This window comes from Paenibacillus sp. ALE2 (assembly GCF_054113385.1).
Map to the genome: position 1 here is coordinate 2,331,324 of NZ_CM134213.1, position 24,186 is coordinate 2,355,509.

A 24,186-nucleotide genomic window follows, 5' to 3' on the forward strand; every position below is an offset into this window, starting at 1 on the left:
CGTGAACCGTGAGGCTCACGTCTACTCGACCAGAGCCCAAATCAACTTGAACCTTTGTAGCAACTGGGCTCTGAGGGATTCGAATACCCTTCTTGCAAATTAGAAAAACACCGCTTTGTTTGGTAATCTGCACCAAGCGGGATTTCGTAAACGATTTGGCTTTAGCTGTGCTCGGCTGTTCCAGCTGGTTTTCGTCCTTCTGTTTTATCAGAAGAACTGGTTTCGTTTGCTGGAGAGTCGTCAGGACGAATCGTTTCCCGGCAAGGATGCGGTGTATCATAGCGGAAAAATAACGCTGGCGTCCGGCTTGAAAAGTGCAAGGCGATCCACTGGCACATCACAAACCCTTCGATCGCTTGAATCGTTTGTTCAATCCGGCACCGATCCTGTTTGTCTTGTACGGCTTCGAGTGGGTGGGCTTCCTCTTTCTTCAGAAAGCGGTTCAGCTTCGGCATGGACTTGCTCCAGAAATGGTAGCCGAAAGCTCCGATGACCTGTTTCATTTCCCGAAACGTACACTCGATTTTAAAGCGATAACCATATAAGCGAATGATATCTGTAGTCGAAAGCGTGAGATCCGTACTGACCAGAATGGAGTAGCGACCCTGATGAATGACCAACACAAAACGCAATTCCTGATACCACCCCTGCCCCCAAAGCAGATCCAGGCAGAGAAATTCAACCATCTCTTCCTTACCGTACAGGGGAACGATGGCGGTTTGAAAATCGGCAACACGAGTCGAGAAGAGTTCCTTCAGTTTGACCGATTTTCCTTTTTTCGGAGGACAGCCTCGCCCGGGTTTCTTGGCAGGAGGGCGTTCGTAGGCCATGACATTGGACTTGGTTTTTGTCACGAGATGCATTCGGGCTTCGGAACTCGAATGGCACGCTTCTAGTCGCTGTAAGGCTGGAACCAATAAGAAATACAGATCCAAAAGCAGCAACGCTTGGCCGAAACCCTTCGCGGCCTCAAAGCCTTGTTCGATCATCTAAACGACATGGGAGGGCCTCTCTGGCTCAGCGCCTGTTTGCTTCCAGCCGAGGATGGTTTGGATGCCGTCTTGCAGATTCATGAACAAGGGCAACAGAACCATTTTCGGGAATCCCCACCAGAATGCCGATGGCTCCAAACAGATGGCGGAAAATATACTCGCCCTTGGAGACGTTTTCGGATTCTTGGTGAAGCTTCTTGACGCCGGGCATCCGGCGACCTTCCTTGGCCTCTTTCATCCCGTCGCCGACAAGGACGACACGCTCCTGAATCACCAGCAGAGGCGCAGACCGTCGAACGACCTGAAGCCACATCTGACGTAAAGAGGGCAAAGACCAGGCGGAAGAACGGAAGAAGTGAAGGAGCGGTTCATAACAGCGGCCACTCAGGGAGAGATCCCGAATGACCGAAGTGACACCAAGATGGTCGGAGCGCAGCATAAAGCCAACGACGATCACGACAAACCATTCGAACGTAGCTTGTCTAGAGAAACAAGAACGGAAGAGCAGTAAAAGTTCATTCAAAGTTTTGAGCCTAGGTATGGTCAATCGCTCGGAAATGGGGTAGACTACTGTCTATAACCTTTTCAGCGATTTTATCCTTTTAAGAGTGAGACCTTAAGGAGACCTCAAAATCGTTTGATTGGGTTATTTTTCTTTTAAGAACTTTTCACTGTCCAGTAACTATCAGGAGAGAATTATTAATATTATGATTGATACTATTTTACGCATTACCAGTAGGTGATTGGAAGCTGTTAATTCTATTCTAGAGATACAAGGATGGGTATAATTTAAAAACATCCATTGGAAGAGTTGTTGAGAATAACTTGATTTTAATATAAAAATGAATATAATAAAAATGGATAAAAATTTGATTAAACTCAATCGATGTTACGGCACGTTGAGAATTATTTCAGATCACATACGCTTTATTTTTAACGTTACTATAATAACGTAATGGCGAAGCTATGCCTTATTAAGAATTGATTATCAATATTTATCAATAAATTCCAATCAAAAAATCCCTTTTAAACCAATGATGGTTTTAAAGGGATTTTTTGATTGGAATTTATACATTCAAAAACATAACGCGGTATATTTGGAAATTAATCCTGTTAAATAAATCTTATAAAGGAGACCTGATTATGGGCGATACAAAATTGGATAAGTCGAATGTGGAAGATATATACCGTCTTACACCGTTACAAGAAGGAATGTTGTTTCACTATTTAACCGATGTAGAGCATGAGCAGTATTTCGAACAGCTGAGTCTTAATATTTCGGGTACGATAAAGACGGATGTGTTTCAGAGGGCTTGGAATATCGTTGCGGAAAACAATGAAATACTGAGGACTGTATTTAGATGGACTAAGCTTGAAAAACCGCTTCAGATCGTATTGAAAAAAGTAGAGCTGCCTATAAAGATAATTGATCTCAGTATGTTGGATATGGATGATCAATGCCGGGAGCTTGACGGTCAAAAATTTGCCGAAAGGCAACAAAAAATAGATATCAGCACAGCACCGTTCAAGATAACGCTGTGCAAATTAAGCGATGATAAGTATGAGATGATTATCTCTAATCATCACATCATTTATGATGGCTGGAGCAACGGGATTATACTAAATGAATTCTTTGAAAATTATAACGACCTATATTCAGGTAAACAGCCGGAAAAGAAAACGAAAACCAAATTCAAGGATTTTGTTAAGTATATTGGTGCTCGAGAAAAGCAAACTCAACAGAGCTACTGGGAAAATTATTTAGCAGGATTTAATACCGTTACGCCGCTTCCCGTTGACAATAAAGTAAGAACGAAGTATAGAAAGCTTAACAAAATAAGCTACGTCTTCTCAGAAAATGAAATAAATAAAATAAACGGTTTTTTGAAAACACACAGAATTACGTCCGCTGCCCTCTTCTCTTGTGCCTGGGGGATATTGCTCCAAAAATATAATAACTTAAATGACGTGCTTTTTGGCATGGCGGTCTCCGGGAGGCCTTCCGCAATTAAAGGCATAGAGGACATGGTAGGTCTCTTTATTAATACGCTACCGGTAAGGGTTCACTCGGATTCCGATGTCACGGTATTAGACCTCATGAAGCGCAACAATACGACATTGATTGACCATGATGAATATTCCAGCACCCCGTTAAGTGACATTAATTCATATAGAAAGTCTGGGGAAGGCAGCTTTTTCAATTCTATTCTTGTACTAGAAAACTATCCGCTGAACGCCAAGATTATGTCGGGAGAATATCAATTAAAGGTGAACTCCTTTAGTATCCAGGAGATGACAAACTTTGATCTGTCGTTGCAGGTGCTATTCCATGACGGGTTGGAGCTGTTGGTTCACTATGAAGACTCTATGTTCGCTTCGGGAACGATGGAACGGTTAGTCGGATATTTTATTCATATTATCCATCAAGCGATCGAGGTCTCCTCCAGCAGAATCGATCAATTTATGATTTACACGGAGGCGGAAAAGACAAGCATACTTTCGTACTTGAATGAGAATGTCCATACACTTGTACCTAAGAATCAAACGTTGCAGCAAGTGTTGTTCCAATCTTTTGATGCTAATCAAGATAGAATCGCAATAGAGTTCCTAGACTATAAGGTAAGTTATCGGGAGTTGGATATAAAGTCGAACAAGATTGCAAGCGAGTTAATGAGCAGAGGAATTGAAAAGGAAGCGTTCGTAGGGATTCTACTGGATAGCAAAGTCGATCTGATCATCTGCATGATCGGAATTTTAAAAGCCGGCTGCGCCTTTGTCCCAATCGATGTTACCTACCCTAGGGAAAGAATACGAACGATGCTTGAAACGACGAATACGAAGTATATTTTTACAGACGATCGCAATATCGGTTTGCTTCATGGCTTTGATAACGAAATCCGCATTATAAATGTGGATACGCAAGTGGGAGAGGCGCAGCATTACTTGCAAAGGCCGCAGCAATCCTATGATTCCAATGATAGGACCTACGTCTTCTTCACTTCGGGCTCAACGGGTACGCCTAAAGCGGTTATAGGAAGAAACGAAAGCCTATTGCATTTTGTTGACTGGGAGATTAGGGAGTTTCATATTACGAAAGAAGTGAAGGTCAGCCAATTCACATCGCCATGCCATAATCCGCTGCTCAGGGATGTGTTTGTTCCTCTTTGCGCAGGGGGGACTATTTGCGTTCCGGACAGCAAAGAGATGATACTGGACAGCGACCGTTTGATGGAGTGGATAGAGAAAACGTATGTTTCACTGATTCACTGTACGCCGAGCTTATTTAAACTCATTAACGGAAGTTCGCTAACGGCAAATAAATACCCAAGTCTGAAGAATGTGCTGCTCGCAGGCGAAAGAACAGTTCCTAAGGATCTCGTCAGCTGGTATGACATCATCGGAGAACGTATCCAGTTGGTCAGCTTATACGGGCAAACGGAAACTACGCTAGCGAAAGTTTTTTATAGAATCAAGCCTGCAGACTCTATGAAAGACAACATACCGATCGGCAAGCCAATGAATGGGGTGCGAGTTGCCATTATGGATAGCAATGCACAATTATGCCCTCAAGGGTTTAAAGGCGAGATATGCATTCGTACGCCATATAGAAGCCTAGGGTATTACAATAACGTAGCGCTCAACAGAGAAAAATTCATTGTCAACCCGTATCGGGATGACCCTGCCGATATCATCTATCGAACAGGTGATTTGGGGCGGTTCTTGCCGGATGGCAACATTGAATTCCTGGGCAGAATCGATCGGCAGATTAAAATCAGGGGCTTCCGAATCGAATTAAATGAAGTAGAAAATGCAATTTTAGTACATGGCAAAGTTAAAGAGGCATCCGTGATCGCGAAGGAAAATAGTCAAGGGAACACTTATTTGTGCGCCTATTTGGTGCTGTTTCAAGACAATGAGATGAACGAAAAAAGGGTGCTTGAGGACATCCGTCATTTAATTGCCCAGAAGTTGCCTGACTATATGATTCCGCAATATTTGATTCCGATAGACAGAATGCCTATGAACCTAAACGGAAAGCTTGATTATAAGTTGCTGCCAGAGCCGAAACAGTTGGAATATGTCGCTCCTGAGAATGAAGTGGAACGAATGGTGGCCGAGCTATGGTGCGAAATATTAGAAGTCGATCAAGTGGGAAGAAACGATAGGTTTCTTGAAATCGGAGGACATTCTCTCAATGTAATGTCTCTAATATTTAAGGTGCTGCAGCAATTCAAAGTTGAGCTTCCATTAACCGAGGTGTTCAAAAATATTTCGGTAGCGGACCTTGCACTATTTATCAACAACTCGAAACAAAATGAATTCTCTAATGTGATAGAAGCAGTAGAGAAACGCGAATATTACCCGCAATCATCGACGCAGAGAGGAATGTTTATTCTCAATCAGCTTCAGAAGGAGAATACGTTCTACAATATTCCGTATGTAGCGACGATAGAAGGACAGCTTGATATTCAACGATTCAATCATGCATTCGAATCTTTAATTAAACGGCATGAATCGTTAAGGACATCATTTCACTATGTTAACGGCGAGCCTGTCCAACGGGTTGCCGATGATGCATCTGTCAATCTGGAAGTAGTCAATGATGCCGAGGCAGATATTGATAGCGCGATTAAGGAATTTATTCGGCCGTTCGATCTTGAGGCAGCACCGTTGATGAGAGTTAAATTAATAAGTATTCGTCCGAATAAGTACTATTTGTTGTTTGATATCCATCATATTATCTCCGATGGCGTATCGATGACGATCATTATTAGAGATTTGTTGAGGCTGTATCATGGCGAGGAGCTCGCGCCGCTGAGGGTCCATTATAAGGATTATGTTGAATGGAAAAATAAAATGAATGCGTCCTCCTTCAACAGCGAGCAGGAGCAATATTGGTTGAATGTCTTTAATAAACCAGTAGAAAGATTAATGATGCAAACGGACTTCCCGCGTCCTTCGAACGTAAGCTACGACGGAAACGTAGTGAAATTCATACTGCCTAAGAGTTTGACGAATAAATTAAATGATCTATCAAAGCAATTCAACTGTACGCTGTTTATGATTTTCTTGTCTTCCTTTAATCTGTTGCTCCATAAATATACGCAGCAAGAGGATATCGTAGTGGGCGTGCCTATATTGGGCAGAACGAATCCTGATACCGAGAATGTTGTTGGGGCGTTCATCAATCTTCTGGCAATGAGGAATGCAATTAGTCCGAACAGGTCATTTGCTGACTTCTTAATGCAAGTAAAAGACAATTCAATGAAGGCATTTACGCATCAGGAGTATTCTTTCGAAGACTTGGTTAGCAAATTGAATTTGCAGCGGGATATGAGCAGACAGCCGATTTTTGATTTGCTTTTTGTGATGCAGAATATGGGTTCATCCCGAATTGAGATGGAAAGCGTCTCCGTTGAGCCATATGAGATAAAACGGACTACATCAAAATATGATATCAGTTTATTAATTATTGAACAAAATAACGAGCTGTTCATGGAGCTTGAGTACGCTGTACATTTATTTAAAGAAAGCACGATCAACCAGTTAGGGAAACACTTCCTTGAGATTTTGGGGTATGTAATCGTAAATCCGAACCAAAGCATTAGCGAAATCAAATTGTCCGATACACTGCAATTTGCAGGGGCGTCCGCACTGGAGTTCGATGAATTTAATTTCTAACATGACTATAGGAGTGAATGCTCATGGCAAGCGAAGGACTTGTGAAAGGAAAAACGTTCTGGCTTGAAAAATTCAATAATATAAGCGAATTTCGAATCGCAGATCATTTGATTACAAATATAGGTGTAGGTGACCATGGAACAGAGGCATATAAACACAGCCATCCTATCGATGGGGAAGAATACGCAAAGCTTATTGATATATGCAAAAGCTCCAATTGGCTGCTGTATACAAGTTTGCTTGCCGTAACAAAGATCTGTTTAAGCAATTATTCTGGTTCCTCCAGCGTGGTTACAGGTTCGCCTATTCCGAATGAACATGATAACGACCGGCTTATTCCTATATGTTCGGATTGTTCCGACTCGGATAGCTTTAAAGATTACTTGTTGAAGCTAAAAGATATTTTAACGGACGCTTATAAATACCACGCATTGCCTTTGGATGCATTGTTAAGTGAATCGCAAGCGACAAAAGGCAATCTCAGAGCGGAGGATCTTTTCGATACAGTGGTGCTGCTTGAGAATATTCATCCTTTGGGTATGCGCAGCTCAAATAAGCCGCTGATCATTTCTTTTAATAAAAAAGAAAACACTGTGGAGATGAGCTTGGTATTTCAAGATTTTGCACTGGGCAGCCTGTACGCAGAACGGCTATGTAAACATTTCGATACCGTCTTGAAAGCTGTTCTAGACGATATGAATCGGGAAATATCCGAGCTTCAACTGCTTGCACCCGAAGAGTTCGAAGAAATAATGAACGTTTTTAACGATACGAAGACCGAGTTCCCGCAGACAAAGACGATTCATCAAATATTTGAAGAACAAGTACAAAGGACGCCAGATAACGTTGCCGTTATATGTAAAGGCTACAAGTTAACGTACCAAGAGCTGAATGCTCATGCCAATCAATTCGCATGGAAGTTAAGGGACGCTGGAGTGGGGGCGGAAGCTCTTGTCCCCATTATAGTGGATCGGTCATTGGAAATGATGATAGGCATTATGGGGATCTTGAAAGCCGGAGGAGCCTATCTACCTATCGATCCGAACTTTCCAACAGACCGAATTCAATACATGCTGGGAGATTGCGGCGCGGCGCTGCTTGTTACGGTAAAAAAGTATAAGCAGACGATTGAATTTGCCGGCGAAATAATATGTCTGGACGAACGGTACTTCGATGAATATGATAGATCGGATTTGCCGGCTTTCAGTAAGGTAACGGATCTTGCCTATGTCATTTATACTTCGGGCTCAACGGGGAAGCCGAAAGGTGTCATGATCGAGCACCGAAGCGTAGTCAGCCGGATTAATTGGATGAAAAATATGTATCCAATAACGGAACAAGATGTTATTTTGCAAAAAACACCATATACATTTGACGTATCGGTGTGGGAGCTTTTCTTGTATCAAATGGTTGGTGCGAAATTAGTTATGTTGCCGCCTTTCGGTGAAAAGGATCCTGAAATGATTAAACATGCAATTAGCGAGCATGGAGTGACAATCATTCACTTTGTTCCGTCGATGCTGAACGGCTTCTTAGAGCATTTGGAGCATTCGAAGGACAAAGCGGCTTTGAAAAGCTTGAAGTATTTGTTTACTAGCGGTGAAGCGCTAAAAGCAAATAATGCAGAAAAAACGAAACAGCTGATAGGTATAAATGTCGCCAATCTATACGGGCCAACGGAAGCAACTGTCGATGTAACCTACTACAACTGCTGCGATACGGATCAGACAAGAGGAATTGTTCCTATAGGCAAACCGATTGATAATATACAAATGTACATCATCAATCACAACAATCACCTGATGCCAGTGGGCATCAAAGGCGAGATATGCATATCAGGGAACGGAGTAGCTAGAGGGTACTTGAATAAGCCTGAGCTCACGGCGGAGAAGTTTGTTGCTAATCCTTTTGCGAAAGGCGAAAAGATGTATAGGACAGGGGATCTGGGCAGATGGCTGCCAGATGGCAATATTGAATATTTAGGTCGTATGGACGACCAGGTAAAGATAAGAGGGTACCGGATCGAACTGGGAGAAATCGAATCGGTGCTGCAGCAAATTCCTGAAGTGAAAGAAGCAGCGGTTCTTGCAAAAGATGATGGGACGGGAGATAAGCATTTAGCAGCTTATTTGAATTACAAAGTAAACGATTTTTCCCAAGTTAAAAGCTATTTATCTAAAATGCTGCCTGATTATATGATTCCATCACGCTTTGTACGCGTGGAGAGAATGCCCTTAACGCCGAACGGGAAATTGGACCGTAAGGCATTAGCTGCGTTGGACGGTGATGTTCAGACACACAATGAATATATTCCACCCTCTACTGAAACCGAAAAGGGCATGGAGGTGATATGGGAGGAAATTCTTGGGGCCAAGCGAATCGGCGTTCAAGACAGTTTCTTCGATTTGGGCGGGCATTCCCTGAAGGCGATTACCTTAATATCGGCGGTACACAAAAAATGGAATGTCCTAATTCCATTGAAAGATATATTCGATTATCCAACGATTCAGGAGCTGTCACAGAGGGTGGAGGAAGGAAGCCATTCTGCTTACAGCTTCATTCAGCAAGCGGATAAGGCGGATTGCTATCCGGTATCTTCAACTCAAAAAAGGCTGTTGATTTTAAGTCAAATTGATCGTGACGGTAAAAGCTATCATATGCCATGCATGTTAAGCTTGAAGGGTAAAGTGAATAAGCAGCAGTTGGAACATACCTTTCAAACTTTAGTAAATAGACACGAATTGCTGCGTACTTCATTTGAAATACGAAACGATGAAGCCGTACAATTCATTAATGAGCAAGTAGACTTTGAACTTAAGAGCAATAACGCAAACGAGGAAGAAATCGAAGCGCTGCTCGAACGCTTTATTCAACCGTTTGATTTGGGTAAAGCTCCTTTATTCAGAGCGGGGCTGGTTCAGTTCACTGAAGATCATCATCTATTAATGATGGATATGCACCATATCATCTCGGATGGCGTATCCATGAACATTATCGTGAAAGAGTTTATGGATCTTTATCGCGGGGACGAAATTACTCCGTTGGCTGTGCAGTACAAGGACTATGCCGTATGGCAGCAGGAGCAATTGGGCTCAGAAATGATGAAGAAGCAGGAGCAATACTGGCTTCAATTGTTTGAAGGGGAAATCCCGGTAGCAGAGCTGCAGACCGATTATCCGCGTCCGGAAATGCAAAGCTTTGAAGGCAGCAGATTGCGGTTCATGCTGGATGCTCGTCTGACGCAACAAATGAACGAGCTTGCAGAACGGACAGACAGTACGCTGTATATGATCATGCTGGCGGCGTATAACATTATGTTATCCAAGTATACGGGGCAACATGATATAGTCGTAGGGTCGCCGATAGCGGGAAGATCGCATGCCGACGTTCAGAATATGATGGGTTTGTTTGTTAATACGCTGGCTATGAGAAATGCTCCGGTCGGAAGCAAAAGCTTACTAGCGTTTTTGAAAGAGGTCCGGCAGAATGCACTGGCTGCATTCGAAAATCAAGGGTACCCGTTCGAAGAGTTGATAGAAAAGCTGCAAGTAAGAAGGAATGCAAGCCGCAATCCATTGTTCGACACGATGTTTAGTTTGCAGAACATGGATGCCGTAAAGCTCGAGCTGGATGAATTAGAGATTCAGTCTTATCCATATGTTTTGAAGATTGCTAAGCTCGATCTGACGATAGAAGCAACGGAGACGGAACAAGGGATTGAACTGCAATTCGAGTATAATATCAATCTGTTCAAAGGCGAAACGATAGCCAGGATGGGTGGTCATTATGCCAAGATATTGGAAGCGATGGTAGGCAATCCGGAACAGCTGTTATCCGCAATTGAAATGGTTACACAAGAAGAGATTAAAGTCATTGAAGCGTTTAACCATACACAGGCTGAATATCCGCATAATAAGACGATCCAGGAATTGTTCGAGGAGCAGGTTCGGCAGATACCGGATCAAATCGCCATTTTGTATGAAGGGAAGCAATTGACCTACCGAGAGCTCAATGAGCGTGCCAATCAGTGGGCTTCTTATCTCCAGTCGGACTACCACATTCAAGCCGGCGACTTGGTAGGTATTATGATGGAGCGGACGGAGCGTATGCTCGTTGTTCTGATGGGCATTCTGAAAGCTGGGGCGGCCTATGTTCCAGTCGACCCTGCATTTCCTACCGAGAGAATTCAATATATATTACACGATAGCCAGATGAAGCTGCTTATTACGGAAGAGAACTATATGCATATTTTACAGCATTCCGGCGAGCAGTTGGATCATATTGTATTCGAACAGGCGGAGGACAAGGCACACTTAAATTCAACGGATAATAGCAGCAGAATCAACACTTCTGCCGATCTGGCTTATATTATCTACACTTCCGGATCGACAGGCAATCCTAAAGGCGTTATGGTCAATCACCGTAATGTCATTAACTTTTTTGTCGGGATGGATCAGCAGATCCCTTGCAAGAAGGATGATGTATTCCTTTCCGTCACAACCATATCATTCGACATATCCATCTTGGAATTGTTCTGGACATTGACTCGCGGCATGCAGGTTATATTAAGAGCCAGCGATGAATACAAGCTGAATTATGACCGGTATCTGCCTCCGCCTAAAATGGATTTGGATTTCAGCTTATTCTTCTTCTCAAGCTACAATTATCAAGCGGAGAAAGATAAATATAAGCTGCTTATCGAGTCCTCTAAATATGTGGATAAGCATGGTTTTACAGCGGTATGGACCCCGGAGCGCCACTTCCATGAGTTTGGAGGCTTATATCCTAATCCATCCGTCATTTCGGCAGCGCTTGCGATGATTACGGAGAACGTTCAGCTTCGTTCAGGCAGTATTGTGTCACCGCTTCATCCGTCTACTCGAATTGCCGAAGAGTGGTCAGTGGTCGATAACTTATCGAATGGCCGCGTAGGGTTATCCTTTGCCTCGGGCTGGCATGCCGATGATTTTGTCCTTCAACCGGATGCCTATCATAATCGAGCCAAAACCATGTATGAGCAAATAAAAGAAGTAAAAAGTCTGTGGAGAGGCGAAAGCCTATACCAATTAAACGGCAATGGAAAGAAAATAGAAGTACGCACCTATCCAAGGCCGCTGCAACAGGAACTCCCAATCTGGGTCACCACCGCAGGCAATAAGGATTCTTTCGTTCAGGCGGGCAGCATTGGAGCCAATGTATTAACGCATATGCTTGGTCAAGATGTAACTAAGCTTGAAGAAAATATAAACGCCTATCGAAATGCATTAAAAGAAAATGGTTTCCCTGCCGATGCAGGGAAGGTTTCGCTAATGCTTCATACGTTCATTGGCGAGGACATAGATGAAGTAAGAGCTAAGGTGAAGAAGCCTTTCTGCGATTATTTGCGATCCAGTATAAGCTTGGTCAAAAATTTGGCAGAGGAGCTTCAATTAAATATTGACGATTACAATTACTCGGAAGATGAGGTTATTCATTCATTAATTGAGGTTGCATTCGAGCGATATTGGCAAAGTTCCTCGTTGATGGGTACTCCTGAAAGCTGTATGGAGATGGTGAAGAAGCTAAGCCTTGCGGGAGTCGATGAAGTCGCTTGCTTGATCGATTTCGGTATTCAAGAATCGGAAGTAATGGATAGTCTTCAGCATTTGGTCCAATTCAAACAATCGTTAGCGCAGGCAGAAGCGGGAGTTTCGGCATTAAAGCCGGTTACGATGATGCAGACGACTCCTTCCAGGCTGAACATTTTATTGAAAGACGATGAGTCTCAGCGGTTCGTCAAATCACTGCAGACGATTCTAGTCGGAGGAGAGCCGTTGCCTGACGAGCTTATCCAACATGTAAGGAAATCTACATCCGCTGAAATCTATAACATGTATGGTCCGACCGAAACAACGATTTGGTCTTCCATACGCAAGGTACAAGGCAAGTCCAATCACAATAATATTGGCCGACCAATTGCGAACACCCAAATGTACATTTTAAATCAGGAGCTTAACCTGATGCCGGTTGGGGCAATCGGGGAAATTTATATTGGCGGAGAGGGCGTTGTCCGCGGATATTTGCATAGAGATGAATTGACGGCGGAGAGATTCGTAGAAGCATCTATAGCCAATATGGGCCCAAGAAGAATATATAGAACCGGTGATTTAGGAAAGCTTCTGCCTGACGGGTCTATCCAGTTCGCAGGAAGAAACGATTACCAGGTCAAAATACGGGGATACCGAATCGAATTAGGGGAAATCGAGAGCGTTTTGCTTAAGCATGCCTTAATTCGGGAAGCGGTTGTAGTCGACTATAACGATGAATCGCGGGAAAAACACTTGGTTGCATTTTATGTATCGGACCACCTGACGGATGCGACTGAGCTTAGGGGCTATCTGAGTAGCAGACTGCCTCATTATATGGTTCCGTCATTGTTTGTACCGCTATCGAGCATACCGCTTACGCCCAACGGAAAAGTAGATCGAGTCACTTTGAAAAACCGCCCGATAGAAGTGCCAGTATCTATGAATCATAACGTTGAAATGCCGAGAAACGAACAGGAAACAATATTGGCGGATACGTGGAAAATGGTTCTTGGCGTTCAGGAGCTTGGCATATATGATGATTTCTTTATGCTCGGCGGCGACTCTATTAAGGCTATTCAAGTATCGTCCCGTTTGCGGAATCACCATTTGGAGCTAGATATACGCGATTTGTTCAAACATCCGACGATCGCTATGCTAAGTCCTCACATCAAAGAAAGCAAGAAAGTGATCGCACAGCATATCGTTGAGGGCGAGGCAATGCTGACTCCTATTCAAAAATGGTTCTTCGATCAATATCAATTCGAAGCGGACCAGCATCACTATAACCATTCGGTCATGCTATTTAGAAAGGCTGGCTTCGAAGAAGGTATTATTGAAGCCGCATTCAATAAAATAGCGGAGCATCACGATGCGCTCCGGATGCTATTTAAACAAGAGGACATTGCCGTTCAGCCTTATAATAGGGGCCTTCAAGGTCAGCTTTATGATCTGCAGACCTATGATTATACGGCAGAAAAAAATGCTGTGGAGCTGTTGCTGCATGCAATGAAGAAGCTCCAAGGCCGCTTATCGCTGCGGCAAGGTCCGTTAGTGCAATTAGGCTTGTTCAAAATGACGGGTGGGGATCACCTTCTCATTATCGTACATCATCTTGTCGTTGACGGTATTTCATGGCGGATCCTGTTAGAAGATTTCGACCGTGGATACACGCAAGCGTTAAATGGGGAGCCGCTGCATTTTTCATCTAAGACGGATTCCTTTAAAGATTGGGCTCAATACCTGAATAAGGCATCCTTTGCTAATGAGATGGATTATTGGAGAAACATAGCCGAGTATCGGGGCAACCCGGTGCCGGAGGATTTCAAGATTATAGAAGATAGAATGACTGACAGTCAGCGTATGTCGGATAGTCTAGAAGCCGAAGAGACGGAGCTATTAACCAAGCACGCCAATAAGACGTACGGCACCGAAATAAACGATCTTTTATTAACGGCACTTGGCAATGCCTTGAAAGAATGGACCCAACAATCGGTAATCAAGATTGACCTAGAAAGCCATGGACGGTTATCCGATCAGCTTGAAATATCAAGAACGGTCGGCTGGTTCACATCCTTATTCCCTGTAATATTGGATGTTTCAAAACCGGATCTCTCAAGCAATATTAAGACCATTAAAGAGATGGGAAGAAGCATACCGAATCTGGGGATAGGCTATGGCGTAAACAAGTATCTATCAGCCGAAGACGGCTTGAGCGATACCGTTGCCTCCGAAATCCTGTTCAACTATTTAGGACAGTTCGATCAGGACATTCAATCGGAAGTATTCGAAGTATCGGATATCGGTACAAGCAATAATATTAGCACCAGCATGAAACGAGTCTATAAGCTTGAAATTAACGGGATGATAAACAAAGGAAAGCTTATCTTCTCCGTTGATTTCAATCGTGCGGCATATAAGGCGGATACGATTCAATTATTCATGTCTAATTTTATGAAGCATTTGAAGGAAATTATCAATCATTGTACAACCAAGCAAGGTATCGAGCTAACCTTAAGCGATTTGACGATAAAGGACCTGCGGAAAGAAGAAGCAGAGCAGTTTTTATCGGACGGCAATATTCAGGATATTTATGATTTGTCGCCAATGCAGAAAGGGATTTTGTTCCATACCTCACATGCTTCGGAATCAGCCGCTTATTTCCAACAGTTTGTGCTGGATGTATCAGGCAGCATTGAGGTAAGGCTTTTTGAAGAAAGTTTGAATTTATTGATCGAAAGACATGAAGTGTTGCGGACGCAGTTCTTGTACCGTAAACATACAAGACCGCTGCAGGTTGTAATGAGACAAAGAAGATCGCCTATTAGTTATCAGGATATTACGCATTACTCTGAGGACGAACAGAACCACTGGATTGAATCGTTGCAAATAAAGGACCGGAAGAGAAATTTTGATCTGGAAAATGACGTGCTATTAAGAATTTCAATTGTTCAAACGTCTGAACAGAGCTATAAGCTCATTTTCAGCTACCATCATATTATTTTGGATGGTTGGGGCATGGCCGCTCTTTCTGAGGAGCTATTCAAGATCTACGATGGTCTTCTTAATAGCAGAAGCATTGAGCTGGGGCCTGTGTATCAGTACAGCCATTATATCACATGGCTATACGGACAGAATAAAGAGGCAGCCGCATCGTATTGGAGCAACTATCTTGAAGGCTATGAGAGAAAGAACATGCTGGGAAGAGCCCAATTGCATGCTGACCAAAGCGATGCGATGACGGATCAATTCCTGAGATTGAGCCCGGACATTACGAATCAGTTGAAACAGTTAGCGATTGAAAACAGGTCGACACTGCATACTGTTGTTGCAGCGGTGTGGGGAGTGCTGCTGCAGAAATTAAATAATACGCAGGATGTTGTGTTCGGCTCTGTCGTCTCCGGAAGACCGACGGGGCTGGAGGGAATTGAGCAGACGATCGGCCTAATCATTAACACGCTTCCGATTAGGGTGCAGTGTGAAGGGGAAATGCGGTTCAATCAGTTGGTAAAGCGTATACAGACTGAATCCTTGGAATCGGAGAAGTATAGCTATTATCCGTTATATGAAATCCAACGAGATTCCGTTCAGCTGGATCATATTCTTGTCTTTGAGAATTATCCTATACAGGAAGGCTTGAAAAACTCAGGCGCTGGGCTGCAGTGCGGGCTTACCATTGCCAATGTGGAAGTGTATGAGCAAACCAACTACGATTTCAACATCATTGTAGAAGCTGAGGAAGGATTAGTATTTAAAATCAGATATAACTCGGCTGTATTCGAACATGCTCATGTAGAGAAAATACTGGAGTACTTATCGAACATCATAAAATCTGTTGTTAATGAATCCCATATTCCTATCCGCCAAATCGATATCAGTAATCCTCAGGAACGGAACCTTTACTTGGACAGCTTGATGGGGGATCTGGAAAGCGAATACGTATAAAGACGAGGAATATCGTTTATAGGAGGATAAGATGCAAAACACCATTCAAAGTAAACTGATCGATTATTTGATAATGTACAAGGATAAAGTGGCAATCGAATATTTGGATCAGATTATAAGCTATGGAGAGCTGGATCAACGATCCGATCTCATTCGCAATTGGCTTATAAGCAGAGGAGCGGGCAACGGGGATTTTATCGGGTTATTAATTGACGATAAGGTCGATTTGATCGTTGCGATTGTCGGGGTTTTAAAGGCGAGATGCGCCATTGTACCTTTCGATTCGGTCTATCCGGTCGAAAGATTAAGAACAATGGTTTTTTCGACTAATACGACTATTGTTATTACGGATGAACAGAATGCCAATGCTTTTGCGGGTGTACTTACATCTCAGAATCAGCAAGTGGCAGCTGCACAGATCGGGGACATCTATCGAAGCGCTGTGCAGCCTCCCGAGGCTTCTATTGAATATCAGCCTAATGATAGGATCTATCTCTATTTCACGTCCGGAACTACCGGCTTGCCTAAAGGAATTATAGGTAGAAATGCGAGCTTATTGCACTTTATTGATTGGGAAATAGCAACGTTATCGATTCAACCGGGGACGCGAATTAGCCAATTCACGTCTCCTTGCCATGACCCTTTTCTACGGGACATATTCGTGCCGCTATGTTCGGGAGGGACGATATGTATCCCGGATAATAAAGTCGTTCTGCTCGATTCGAAGCAATTGCACGCCTGGATTCATGACGCAGACGTTGCTTTAATTCACTGTACCCCAAGCTTGTTTAAAAATATTGTTGTCGGCGTGCAAAATGGGGAGGTGTTTAAAAACCTGTCATATATTTTATTGGCAGGCGAGAAAGTAATTCCGAAGTTATTGGAAAAATGGTACGAGACGGTCGGAAGCCGTGTTCAGCTTATTAACTTATACGGCCCGACGGAAACGACATTGGCGAAGCTATATTATATGATTGAGCCTTCGGATGTAAATCGAGACGCGATTCCCATCGGAAAAGCAATAAAGGGGGCACGGGCTATCCTTTTGGACAACGATGGCAGAATCTGTACGGAAGGTGTTGCCGGCGAAATTTATATTCGGACGCCATTCAGAAGTCTGGGCTACTACAATAATGAAGAATTAACAAAACAGAAATTCACGGTTAATCCCTATAATAATGATCCGGCAGATTTATTGTTCCGTACGGGCGACCTGGGAAGACAGCTTCCGGATGGAAATATTGAATTTCTCGGGAGAGTTGACCGTCAGATTAAAATAAGGGGCTATAGAATCGAGCCTTCGGAGATTGAGTCGATTCTAATGAAAACAAGCGGTGTAGAAGAGGTCGTAGTCACGGCAAGGGAAAGCTCCAATGGCGAGCTCTTTTTGTGCGCTTATGTAGTCGGCGGCGCAGAGGCCCAGAGCTTGAAAGAGCATCTGAAGATGAACGTGCCGGATTATATGGTTCCACAGCACATTATGGCAATAGAAAAAGTGCCGTTGAATGTAAATGGCAAGGTTGATTATAAAGCTTTGCCGGCGCCTCCGAAAGGCGAATATGTTGAGCCTAAAGGCGAAATGGAGAAGAAACTGGCTCAAATATGGGAGGAAATATTCGAAGTTAGTCCAATAAGCAGCGAATCGAGCTTTTTTGAGATGGGCGGTCACTCATTGAATGTGATGGAGCTCGTCTCTAAAATCTATGAGCATTTTGAGATTCAGATATCAATCGGGGATGTGTTTACGAACGGGACTATCAAAAAATTGGCGGCATGCATTGCTAATACCAATGCGACTCAATATGTTCCAATTACTCCGGCCCCGCATAAGCCGCATTATGCTTTGTCATCTGCACAGTATAGCCAGTATATAACGAGTGCATATGGTGGCGGTAATATTATCAACAACATACCTAAGATTATTAAAGTTTCAGGGCCGTTCAACATCGAACGATGTACGGCTGCATTTAACAAATTGATCGATAGGCACGAATCGTTAAGAACCTCTTTTGACGTTGTTAATGGCGATGCCGTACAAATGATTATGCCCGCCGCCAATCTTCAAATTAGTGAATTAAACGGAGCAGATGACATTGAGGAATTGGTGGAGTCATTTATACAGCCGTTTGATCTGAAGTCGCCACCTTTATTAAGGGCAGGGGTACAGAAGATAAGCGACGAGGAGCATTTGCTTATCTTTGACATGCATCATATTATTTCGGACGGATTTTCGTTAAGCATCTTTCTGAAAGAGTTCATCGCACTTTATGATGGCATGGAATTGCCGCCATTGAGCATCCAATACAAGGATTATAGCGAGTGGCAGAAATACCATTATTTTCAATCCGAGCGTTTTAGAACTCAGGAAAATTACTGGAAGAATATGTTTGAAGAAGAAACGAAGGCATTACAGATGCCGACTGACTATCCTCGTGTGAAAGAGCAAATAAGCAAAGGAAAACAGATTCAATTTGTTCTAAGCCAGGAAACAACGAACAAAATAAAAGAGAGACTGACGGAAACCTCCACCACCCTTTATGTATTTTTATTGGCTGCCTATAACGTATTCCTATTCAAGTACACAGGGGAGCAGGACATTACCGTCGGCACGGCCGTTGCGGGAAGACAGCATCCGGATTTAAGAAATGTTCTTGGCATGTTCGTGAATATTTTAGCTTTAAGGAATTATCCAAAAGGAAATAATAGGTTCAGCGATTTCTTGAATGAAGTCAAGGAGAGAACCTTAGAAGCCTTTGATTATCAAGAATATCCGTTCGAAAGATTGCTTGAGGTAGTGCCTGTTCAGCGCCATGATGGCAGACATCCTTTGTTCGATACGATGTTTATTTTGCAAAACGTTGAATTCCCTGAATTTACGACGAAAGACATTACATTTACATCAATGGATCTTCACAACCATATTTCGAAATTTGATTTCAGATTGGAATCTTTTTACAATTATGATCATATTTTATTCAACTTTGAATATAATACTCAAATGTTCAAAGCGACCACGATCGAGAAGTGGGTCGAACATTTTGAAAACATTGTTGAAGCTGTTGTGAATAACTTGGATATCAAGCTGTCCGACATTCAAATCTTATCTGAGCAAGATCAAAATGCAAGTATTTTGGATTTCAACGCTATTCTATAAAACTCAAAAATCAATTAAAAGGTGATAAGCATATGTGCGGAATTGCGGGAATTTATGATATTAGAAATGAGAATAGAATCGAGAAGCATATCATATTAAATATGATCGAAAAGCTGAGCCATCGGGGGCCCGATGGCATAGACTTTTATCAGAACGAACAGGTATCACTAGGCTTTGCCAGACTCAGTATTATTGATTTAACAACGGGGATGCAGCCGATTGCTAATGAAGATAATACGAAAGTATTGATTTGCAATGGAGAGATATTCAACTATCTCGAATTAAGAGAACAGATGGTGGCGAAAGGGCATAAGTTTAGAACGAATTCCGACGTCGAGGTTATTCTACACTTATATGAAGAGTACGGGACGGACTTCGTTAATTCACTGAACGGACAATTTGCTTTTGCTATCTATGATCTGACCAATCAATCCTTATTTTGTGCCCGAGATCATATGGGTATCGCGCCATTCTACTACACGATAGTAGATGGCTTATTTATTTTTGCTTCCGAAATTAAAGCGATTCTGGAGCATCCGTCGGTTCAAAGGAAAGTAGATTTGGTTGCTCTGGATCAGATGATGACTTTCCCTGGATTAATCGCTCCTCGAACTTTTTTTGATAATATTTATAGCCTTGAGAATGGACACCAACTGGAAATCAAAGACGGCCGGGTAAAAGATGATGAATATTGGGACCTCATATATCCTAAAGTCCATGAAATGGAACGGCCGATGGATGAGAGCTATTACATCGAGAAGCTGGATGACCTGCTCACCAAAGCGGTCAAGTATCGTCTGATGTCGGATGTTCCCTTGGCCTTCTATATAAGTGGAGGACTGGATTCTTCCATCATTGCTGCAAAAATTCACGGCATCGATCCGAGCATCAAGTACTCGTTCTCCGTTGCGTTTACAGATAAGATGATTTCCGAATCGAATTATCAATGGTTGATGTCCAGACATGTTCAATCCAATCACTGCGAGGAGATGTTCTCGCCTGCGGATATTTCAACCAGGTTGCGTCAAGCGATCCGGCATTCGGAGAGTGCGCTGAAGGAAACCTATAATACGGCTTCCTTAGTATTGTCGCAAGCTGTCAGAAGAAACAACATCAAAGTGGTGCTGACCGGTGAAGGTGCCGATGAGCTGTTTGCAGGATATGTAGGGTATCGGTTTGACAAAATGAGAGCGCAATCGCCAAGCAATGCAGGCAATAAACCTGATCCGAGAGAGGTTGAAATTAGAAGGAATCTATGGGGAGACGAGAATTTCTTCTACGAGAAACAATACTATGAATACGAATCGACGAAACGAGAGCTGTATTCGAATGAAATAAACAGCTTTTATAGTGATGTCAATTGCTTGAATCATCCGGTCATCAACAAAGAACGGATCGATAACATTGATATACTTCATAAGCGCTCCTATATTGACTACAAATTGCGCTTGCCAGAACATCTGTTGGCGGATCATGGCGACCGCATGGCTTTTGCGAACTCCGTGGAAGCGAGATATCCGTTCCTTGACAAAGACGTTGTTGATTTTGTAAGAGTCATTCCGCCGGACTTGAAGCTGAAGCTTTTCGAGGAAAAATATATATTGAAGCAATTGGCGAAAAAAAATGTCCCTGTCGACATCATCAAGCGGCCTAAATACACATTCGTTGCCCCGGGAAGCCCTGAATTGCTGCGCCAGGATGTCGAGTATATAAACGATCTACTGTCGTACGACAAGATTAAAAGCCAAGGCTTCTTTAATCCTGATACGATCGAGAAACTGAAAAAGCAGTATGTACAGCCAGGTTTCAAGCTGAACTTGCCTTTTGAAAATGATATGCTCATTGTCGCCATTACACTCGGTGTTTTTCTGGATGAATTCAAGATTTCCTGACGTCATTAAAAGGTGGTAATTTGGTTTGAAGACGCTAAAAGTGAAGCCATACAATGACTTATGGTTGGATTGTGTCAACAATAATCTAATCGGCATATTGACTGCACATGACCCTCAGTTTGAGGGTCTGCCATGTTTTTATAAATGGGCCTACACGCTTAACGTCCATCGTGAAGGAGCAGTTGTACATCATAACGACTTGTCTTCACACATTGATGTCATGTTCGAGAGGCCGGATCTAACCTCAATATTTGAGGAAAAGCGCATCATTGTTAACGAGGAACGTGACATTAATAAGCTGGTTTGTACATTGATCGATGACAATTATTATGTATTCCTTAATATGAACCGCTATTACTTCCCTGGCAGCGCTGACTTTAACAAAACGACATTTGTCCATCCATCATTCATTTATGGATACGACTCGGAAGGCTTTAAATTATTAGAGGACTGCGTACAGATTGGAACGATTGATTATTACGAGTTGGATAATACACAGTTTTCCCAATCGTTTCAATCCGCGCTCGGGGATTCTAATGAAGCTATTATTCACTGCGTACGTCTAAGAGATGATTGGTCGAATGGCAAGCTGGAAGTTTCCAAATCGTTAATCGATTCATTATTAACCGACATCTTAGGCACGGAAGCAATGGATAGCCTAGGACAATCCTATAAAGGATTAATTGCCATCAAGAAATATGCTGAAATGTTTAATGAGCAAAATGTTCACCTGCTGGTGGAACCAGAACAATTCATGTGGTTCCTTCAGCAGATTAAAAGAGGCGTTACCATGCAAAAAAGGATCTTGATGCTTTTGAAATATGCATTGGATATAAATTTAATAAGTACCGATTCTTATAATAAGCTGTCTCAGCTATACAACGATCATCATGAATATTGGGTCCTTGTAACGAGTAAGATTGGCCGCGTCATGTATAAGAACTCGCAAAAATATTTTAAATCGAAATTGGAAGAATCAAAAAAGCTGCTCCTAGATTTATATGAGCAAGAGCTTTCGTTAACGAAGCGTTTTCAAGAAGAAATGAACCTATAAACTATAACGGGGGTTTTTACCGTGGAAAATAATGTTGTAGAAAAACTGCTGAAAATCGTTGAGGGACTGTTTAACACTACTGATATTGATATGGAGAGAGATTTTAACGAGTTCGGACTAAATTCCTTGGACTATATTAAGCTGATTGTAGCAATAGAAGATGAATTCGAAATCGAATTTGATGACGATGCATTGACGATGAGAGAAATAAATAAATTCAAAGACTTCGTTAATTTGATTGTCGATATGGTTCAAGCGTAAGCTTTACACGGATATCCATACCAATAACCACTGAGCGGGTGAGACTTGTTGAAATATCAATTTGAGGTTTTTTGCAATGTTTCAAATATCAATTACAGTCAATCGTCACAATATATTAATCAAGTTCAACAGATCATTACGACTGCAGAAAAATATAATTACGACGGATCGCTCTTTCACTTCAATCATTTAATGGTCGATCCGTTTATTCTGGCATCGAATGTTCTGCAGCACACCAACAATTTTGTTCCGATTATTGCCGCTCTCCCCAGTTACAACAGCCCTGTCGCTACTGTGAAAAAGGTACAGAGCCTTACTTATATCTATGGGAAGAAAGTTAATTTGAACATGATTACAGGTGCAGCAAAGCACGAATTGGAGCAAATATCGGATCTGCTGGAGCACCCTTCGCGTTATCAAAGACTTCAAGAATATATTGAGGTAGTAAAGCTATTGCTTGAATCCGATGAGCCAATCGATTACAAAGGTACTTATTATAACTATAATAAGCTTCACCTGGGAACTCCAGTTCCGAAGCATCTTATGCCGGATATATATGTTGCGGGCTCTTCGGATGCAGCTATTCAGCTTGCCGGGAAATTAGCGCAGGTTGCGATGACTCACCCGGGGCCTATAGAGCATTTCAAACAAAATTTCTTGAGTAAAATAAACTATCCATCGCTTAAGGTCGGAATTGAAATCGGAATTATTACAAGAAAAACAAGCGCCGAAGCATGGGAAGTTGCAAGACAACTGTATCCTCAAAGCTTCCTAGGGATGTTGCATACGAAGGTGAAATTAAATTCCGAGTCGACCTGGTTAAGACAGATGGCTGAATTGGGATTGAGCTCGGAGACGCATGATGATGTTTTCTGGATGGGCGCATTTACGAGCGGCGGGCAAAATAATCCGCTCCTGGTCGGCAGCTATGAGGATGTAGCTGCTTATTTTGAAAAGTATCTTCAGCTTGGTGTGAATGTCATCATTCTAACCGAATTAAGATCGGCGGATGAGTTCGAGCATGTGGATCAAGTAATGAAGCTAGTTCGTTCATAATAGGAGGTCAATATGGAGCAGGACAACAATTACCCGCTGTTTGTTCAAGTTAAAACCAAAGCGGAAGAAGACACGTTCGTAAAAATTTATTCTGACTTATGCTTGGAACGCGGAGTTACCTTCGAACCGAAAGAATCGAAAAATTGTATTCGCTTTCTAATGGTGGATGAGAATAATGACAGCATCGGTACCATTGAAGTGTTGCCGTACATTCCAAAAGAGGAAACGAACCTGGAATATTATTATCCGTTCGCGGACCATCCTTCAGTGAAAAATATACAAGAGCGTTCTACGGTATTCGAGCTCGGCAAGATGGCGATCACTGAGAATAAACGAAATCAGGGCTTTCTTTCGAAGTTCGTCGATTTTATGTTCAGATTTTCAAAAAAGTACAAAGTCGACTATTTTGTTTGCGCTATGAATGTCGAGATTTATCGAATTCTACTGCTCAAGCATAAAATCGTTTTTGAGAAGCTGGATAAGAAAATTAACTTCGGTCAATATGGCACCTATCCGGTCATCATTGATATGAAAGCATCGAGCGAAAGAAGCTCGAATTAAGATCGTAAAAACGGTAGAGGAGCAG

At 42.5% G+C, this 24,186-nt stretch carries 9 protein-coding genes and 1 pseudogene; 9 read left to right on the top strand and 1 reads right to left on the bottom strand.

Features of this window, described 5'->3' with window-relative positions; all coding sequences use genetic code 11:
- Window positions 1–124: 124 nt before the first annotated feature.
- A pseudogene (locus ACXHJ1_RS10200) lies at window positions 125–277 on the top strand (IS4 family transposase); the annotation flags it as partial.
- 740 nt (window positions 278–1,017) lie between these two features.
- On the opposite strand, the gene ACXHJ1_RS10205 reads toward ACXHJ1_RS10200, so the two are convergent.
- The gene (locus tag ACXHJ1_RS10205) at window positions 1,018–1,539 is read right to left on the bottom strand and encodes a transposase (RefSeq protein WP_167438755.1); all 522 of its coding nucleotides are present in this window, start codon (window positions 1,537–1,539) and stop codon (window positions 1,018–1,020) included.
- Between the two features lie 596 nt (window positions 1,540–2,135).
- On the opposite strand from ACXHJ1_RS10205, the gene ACXHJ1_RS10210 reads away from it, so the two are divergent.
- From ACXHJ1_RS10210 to ACXHJ1_RS10245, 8 genes are read left to right on the top strand one after another with little or no spacing between them, the layout of a single operon-like run.
- Window positions 2,136–6,674 (top strand): non-ribosomal peptide synthetase, encoded by a 4,539-nt coding sequence (locus tag ACXHJ1_RS10210; protein WP_107735204.1) that lies wholly within the window; start codon window positions 2,136–2,138, stop codon window positions 6,672–6,674.
- Between the two features lie 23 nt (window positions 6,675–6,697).
- Window positions 6,698–16,183 carry an amino acid adenylation domain-containing protein gene (locus tag ACXHJ1_RS10215; protein WP_457906018.1) on the top strand — a complete coding sequence of 3,162 codons (9,486 nt, stop codon included), beginning with the start codon at window positions 6,698–6,700 and terminating at the stop codon, window positions 16,181–16,183.
- A gap of 31 nt (window positions 16,184–16,214) precedes the next feature.
- Window positions 16,215–19,337: a non-ribosomal peptide synthetase gene (locus ACXHJ1_RS10220; RefSeq protein ID WP_107735206.1), complete on the top strand. Its 3,123-nt coding sequence runs from the start codon at window positions 16,215–16,217 to the stop codon at window positions 19,335–19,337.
- 32 nt (window positions 19,338–19,369) lie between these two features.
- Window positions 19,370–21,229: an asparagine synthase (glutamine-hydrolyzing) gene (asnB, locus tag ACXHJ1_RS10225; RefSeq protein WP_107735207.1), complete on the top strand. Its 1,860-nt coding sequence runs from the start codon at window positions 19,370–19,372 to the stop codon at window positions 21,227–21,229.
- 25 nt (window positions 21,230–21,254) lie between these two features.
- A complete protein-coding gene (locus ACXHJ1_RS10230; RefSeq protein WP_107735208.1) occupies window positions 21,255–22,283 on the top strand; it encodes a hypothetical protein in 1,029 nt (342 codons plus the stop codon).
- A gap of 21 nt (window positions 22,284–22,304) precedes the next feature.
- On the top strand, window positions 22,305–22,544 hold the full coding sequence (locus ACXHJ1_RS10235) for a phosphopantetheine-binding protein (RefSeq protein ID WP_167438757.1): 240 nt from the start codon (window positions 22,305–22,307) through the stop codon (window positions 22,542–22,544).
- 48 nt (window positions 22,545–22,592) lie between these two features.
- Entirely contained in the window at window positions 22,593–23,600 is a 1,008-nt protein-coding gene (locus ACXHJ1_RS10240; RefSeq protein ID WP_457906019.1) for an LLM class flavin-dependent oxidoreductase, read from the top strand.
- A gap of 12 nt (window positions 23,601–23,612) precedes the next feature.
- Complete coding sequence (locus tag ACXHJ1_RS10245) at window positions 23,613–24,161, top strand: hypothetical protein (RefSeq protein WP_107735211.1); 549 nt, start codon at window positions 23,613–23,615, stop codon at window positions 24,159–24,161.
- Window positions 24,162–24,186 lie beyond the last annotated feature (25 nt).

Excerpts from the sequence above, each read along its gene's own strand:
- ACXHJ1_RS10210 (WP_107735204.1), top strand. The coding sequence starts at position 2,136 with ATGGGCGATACAAAATTGGATAAGTCGAATGTGGAAGATATATACCGT.
- ACXHJ1_RS10215 (WP_457906018.1), top strand. The coding sequence starts at position 6,698 with ATGGCAAGCGAAGGACTTGTGAAAGGAAAAACGTTCTGGCTTGAAAAA.
- ACXHJ1_RS10220 (WP_107735206.1), top strand. The coding sequence starts at position 16,215 with ATGCAAAACACCATTCAAAGTAAACTGATCGATTATTTGATAATGTAC.
- asnB (WP_107735207.1), top strand. The coding sequence starts at position 19,370 with ATGTGCGGAATTGCGGGAATTTATGATATTAGAAATGAGAATAGAATC.
- ACXHJ1_RS10245 (WP_107735211.1), top strand. The coding sequence starts at position 23,613 with ATGGAGCAGGACAACAATTACCCGCTGTTTGTTCAAGTTAAAACCAAA.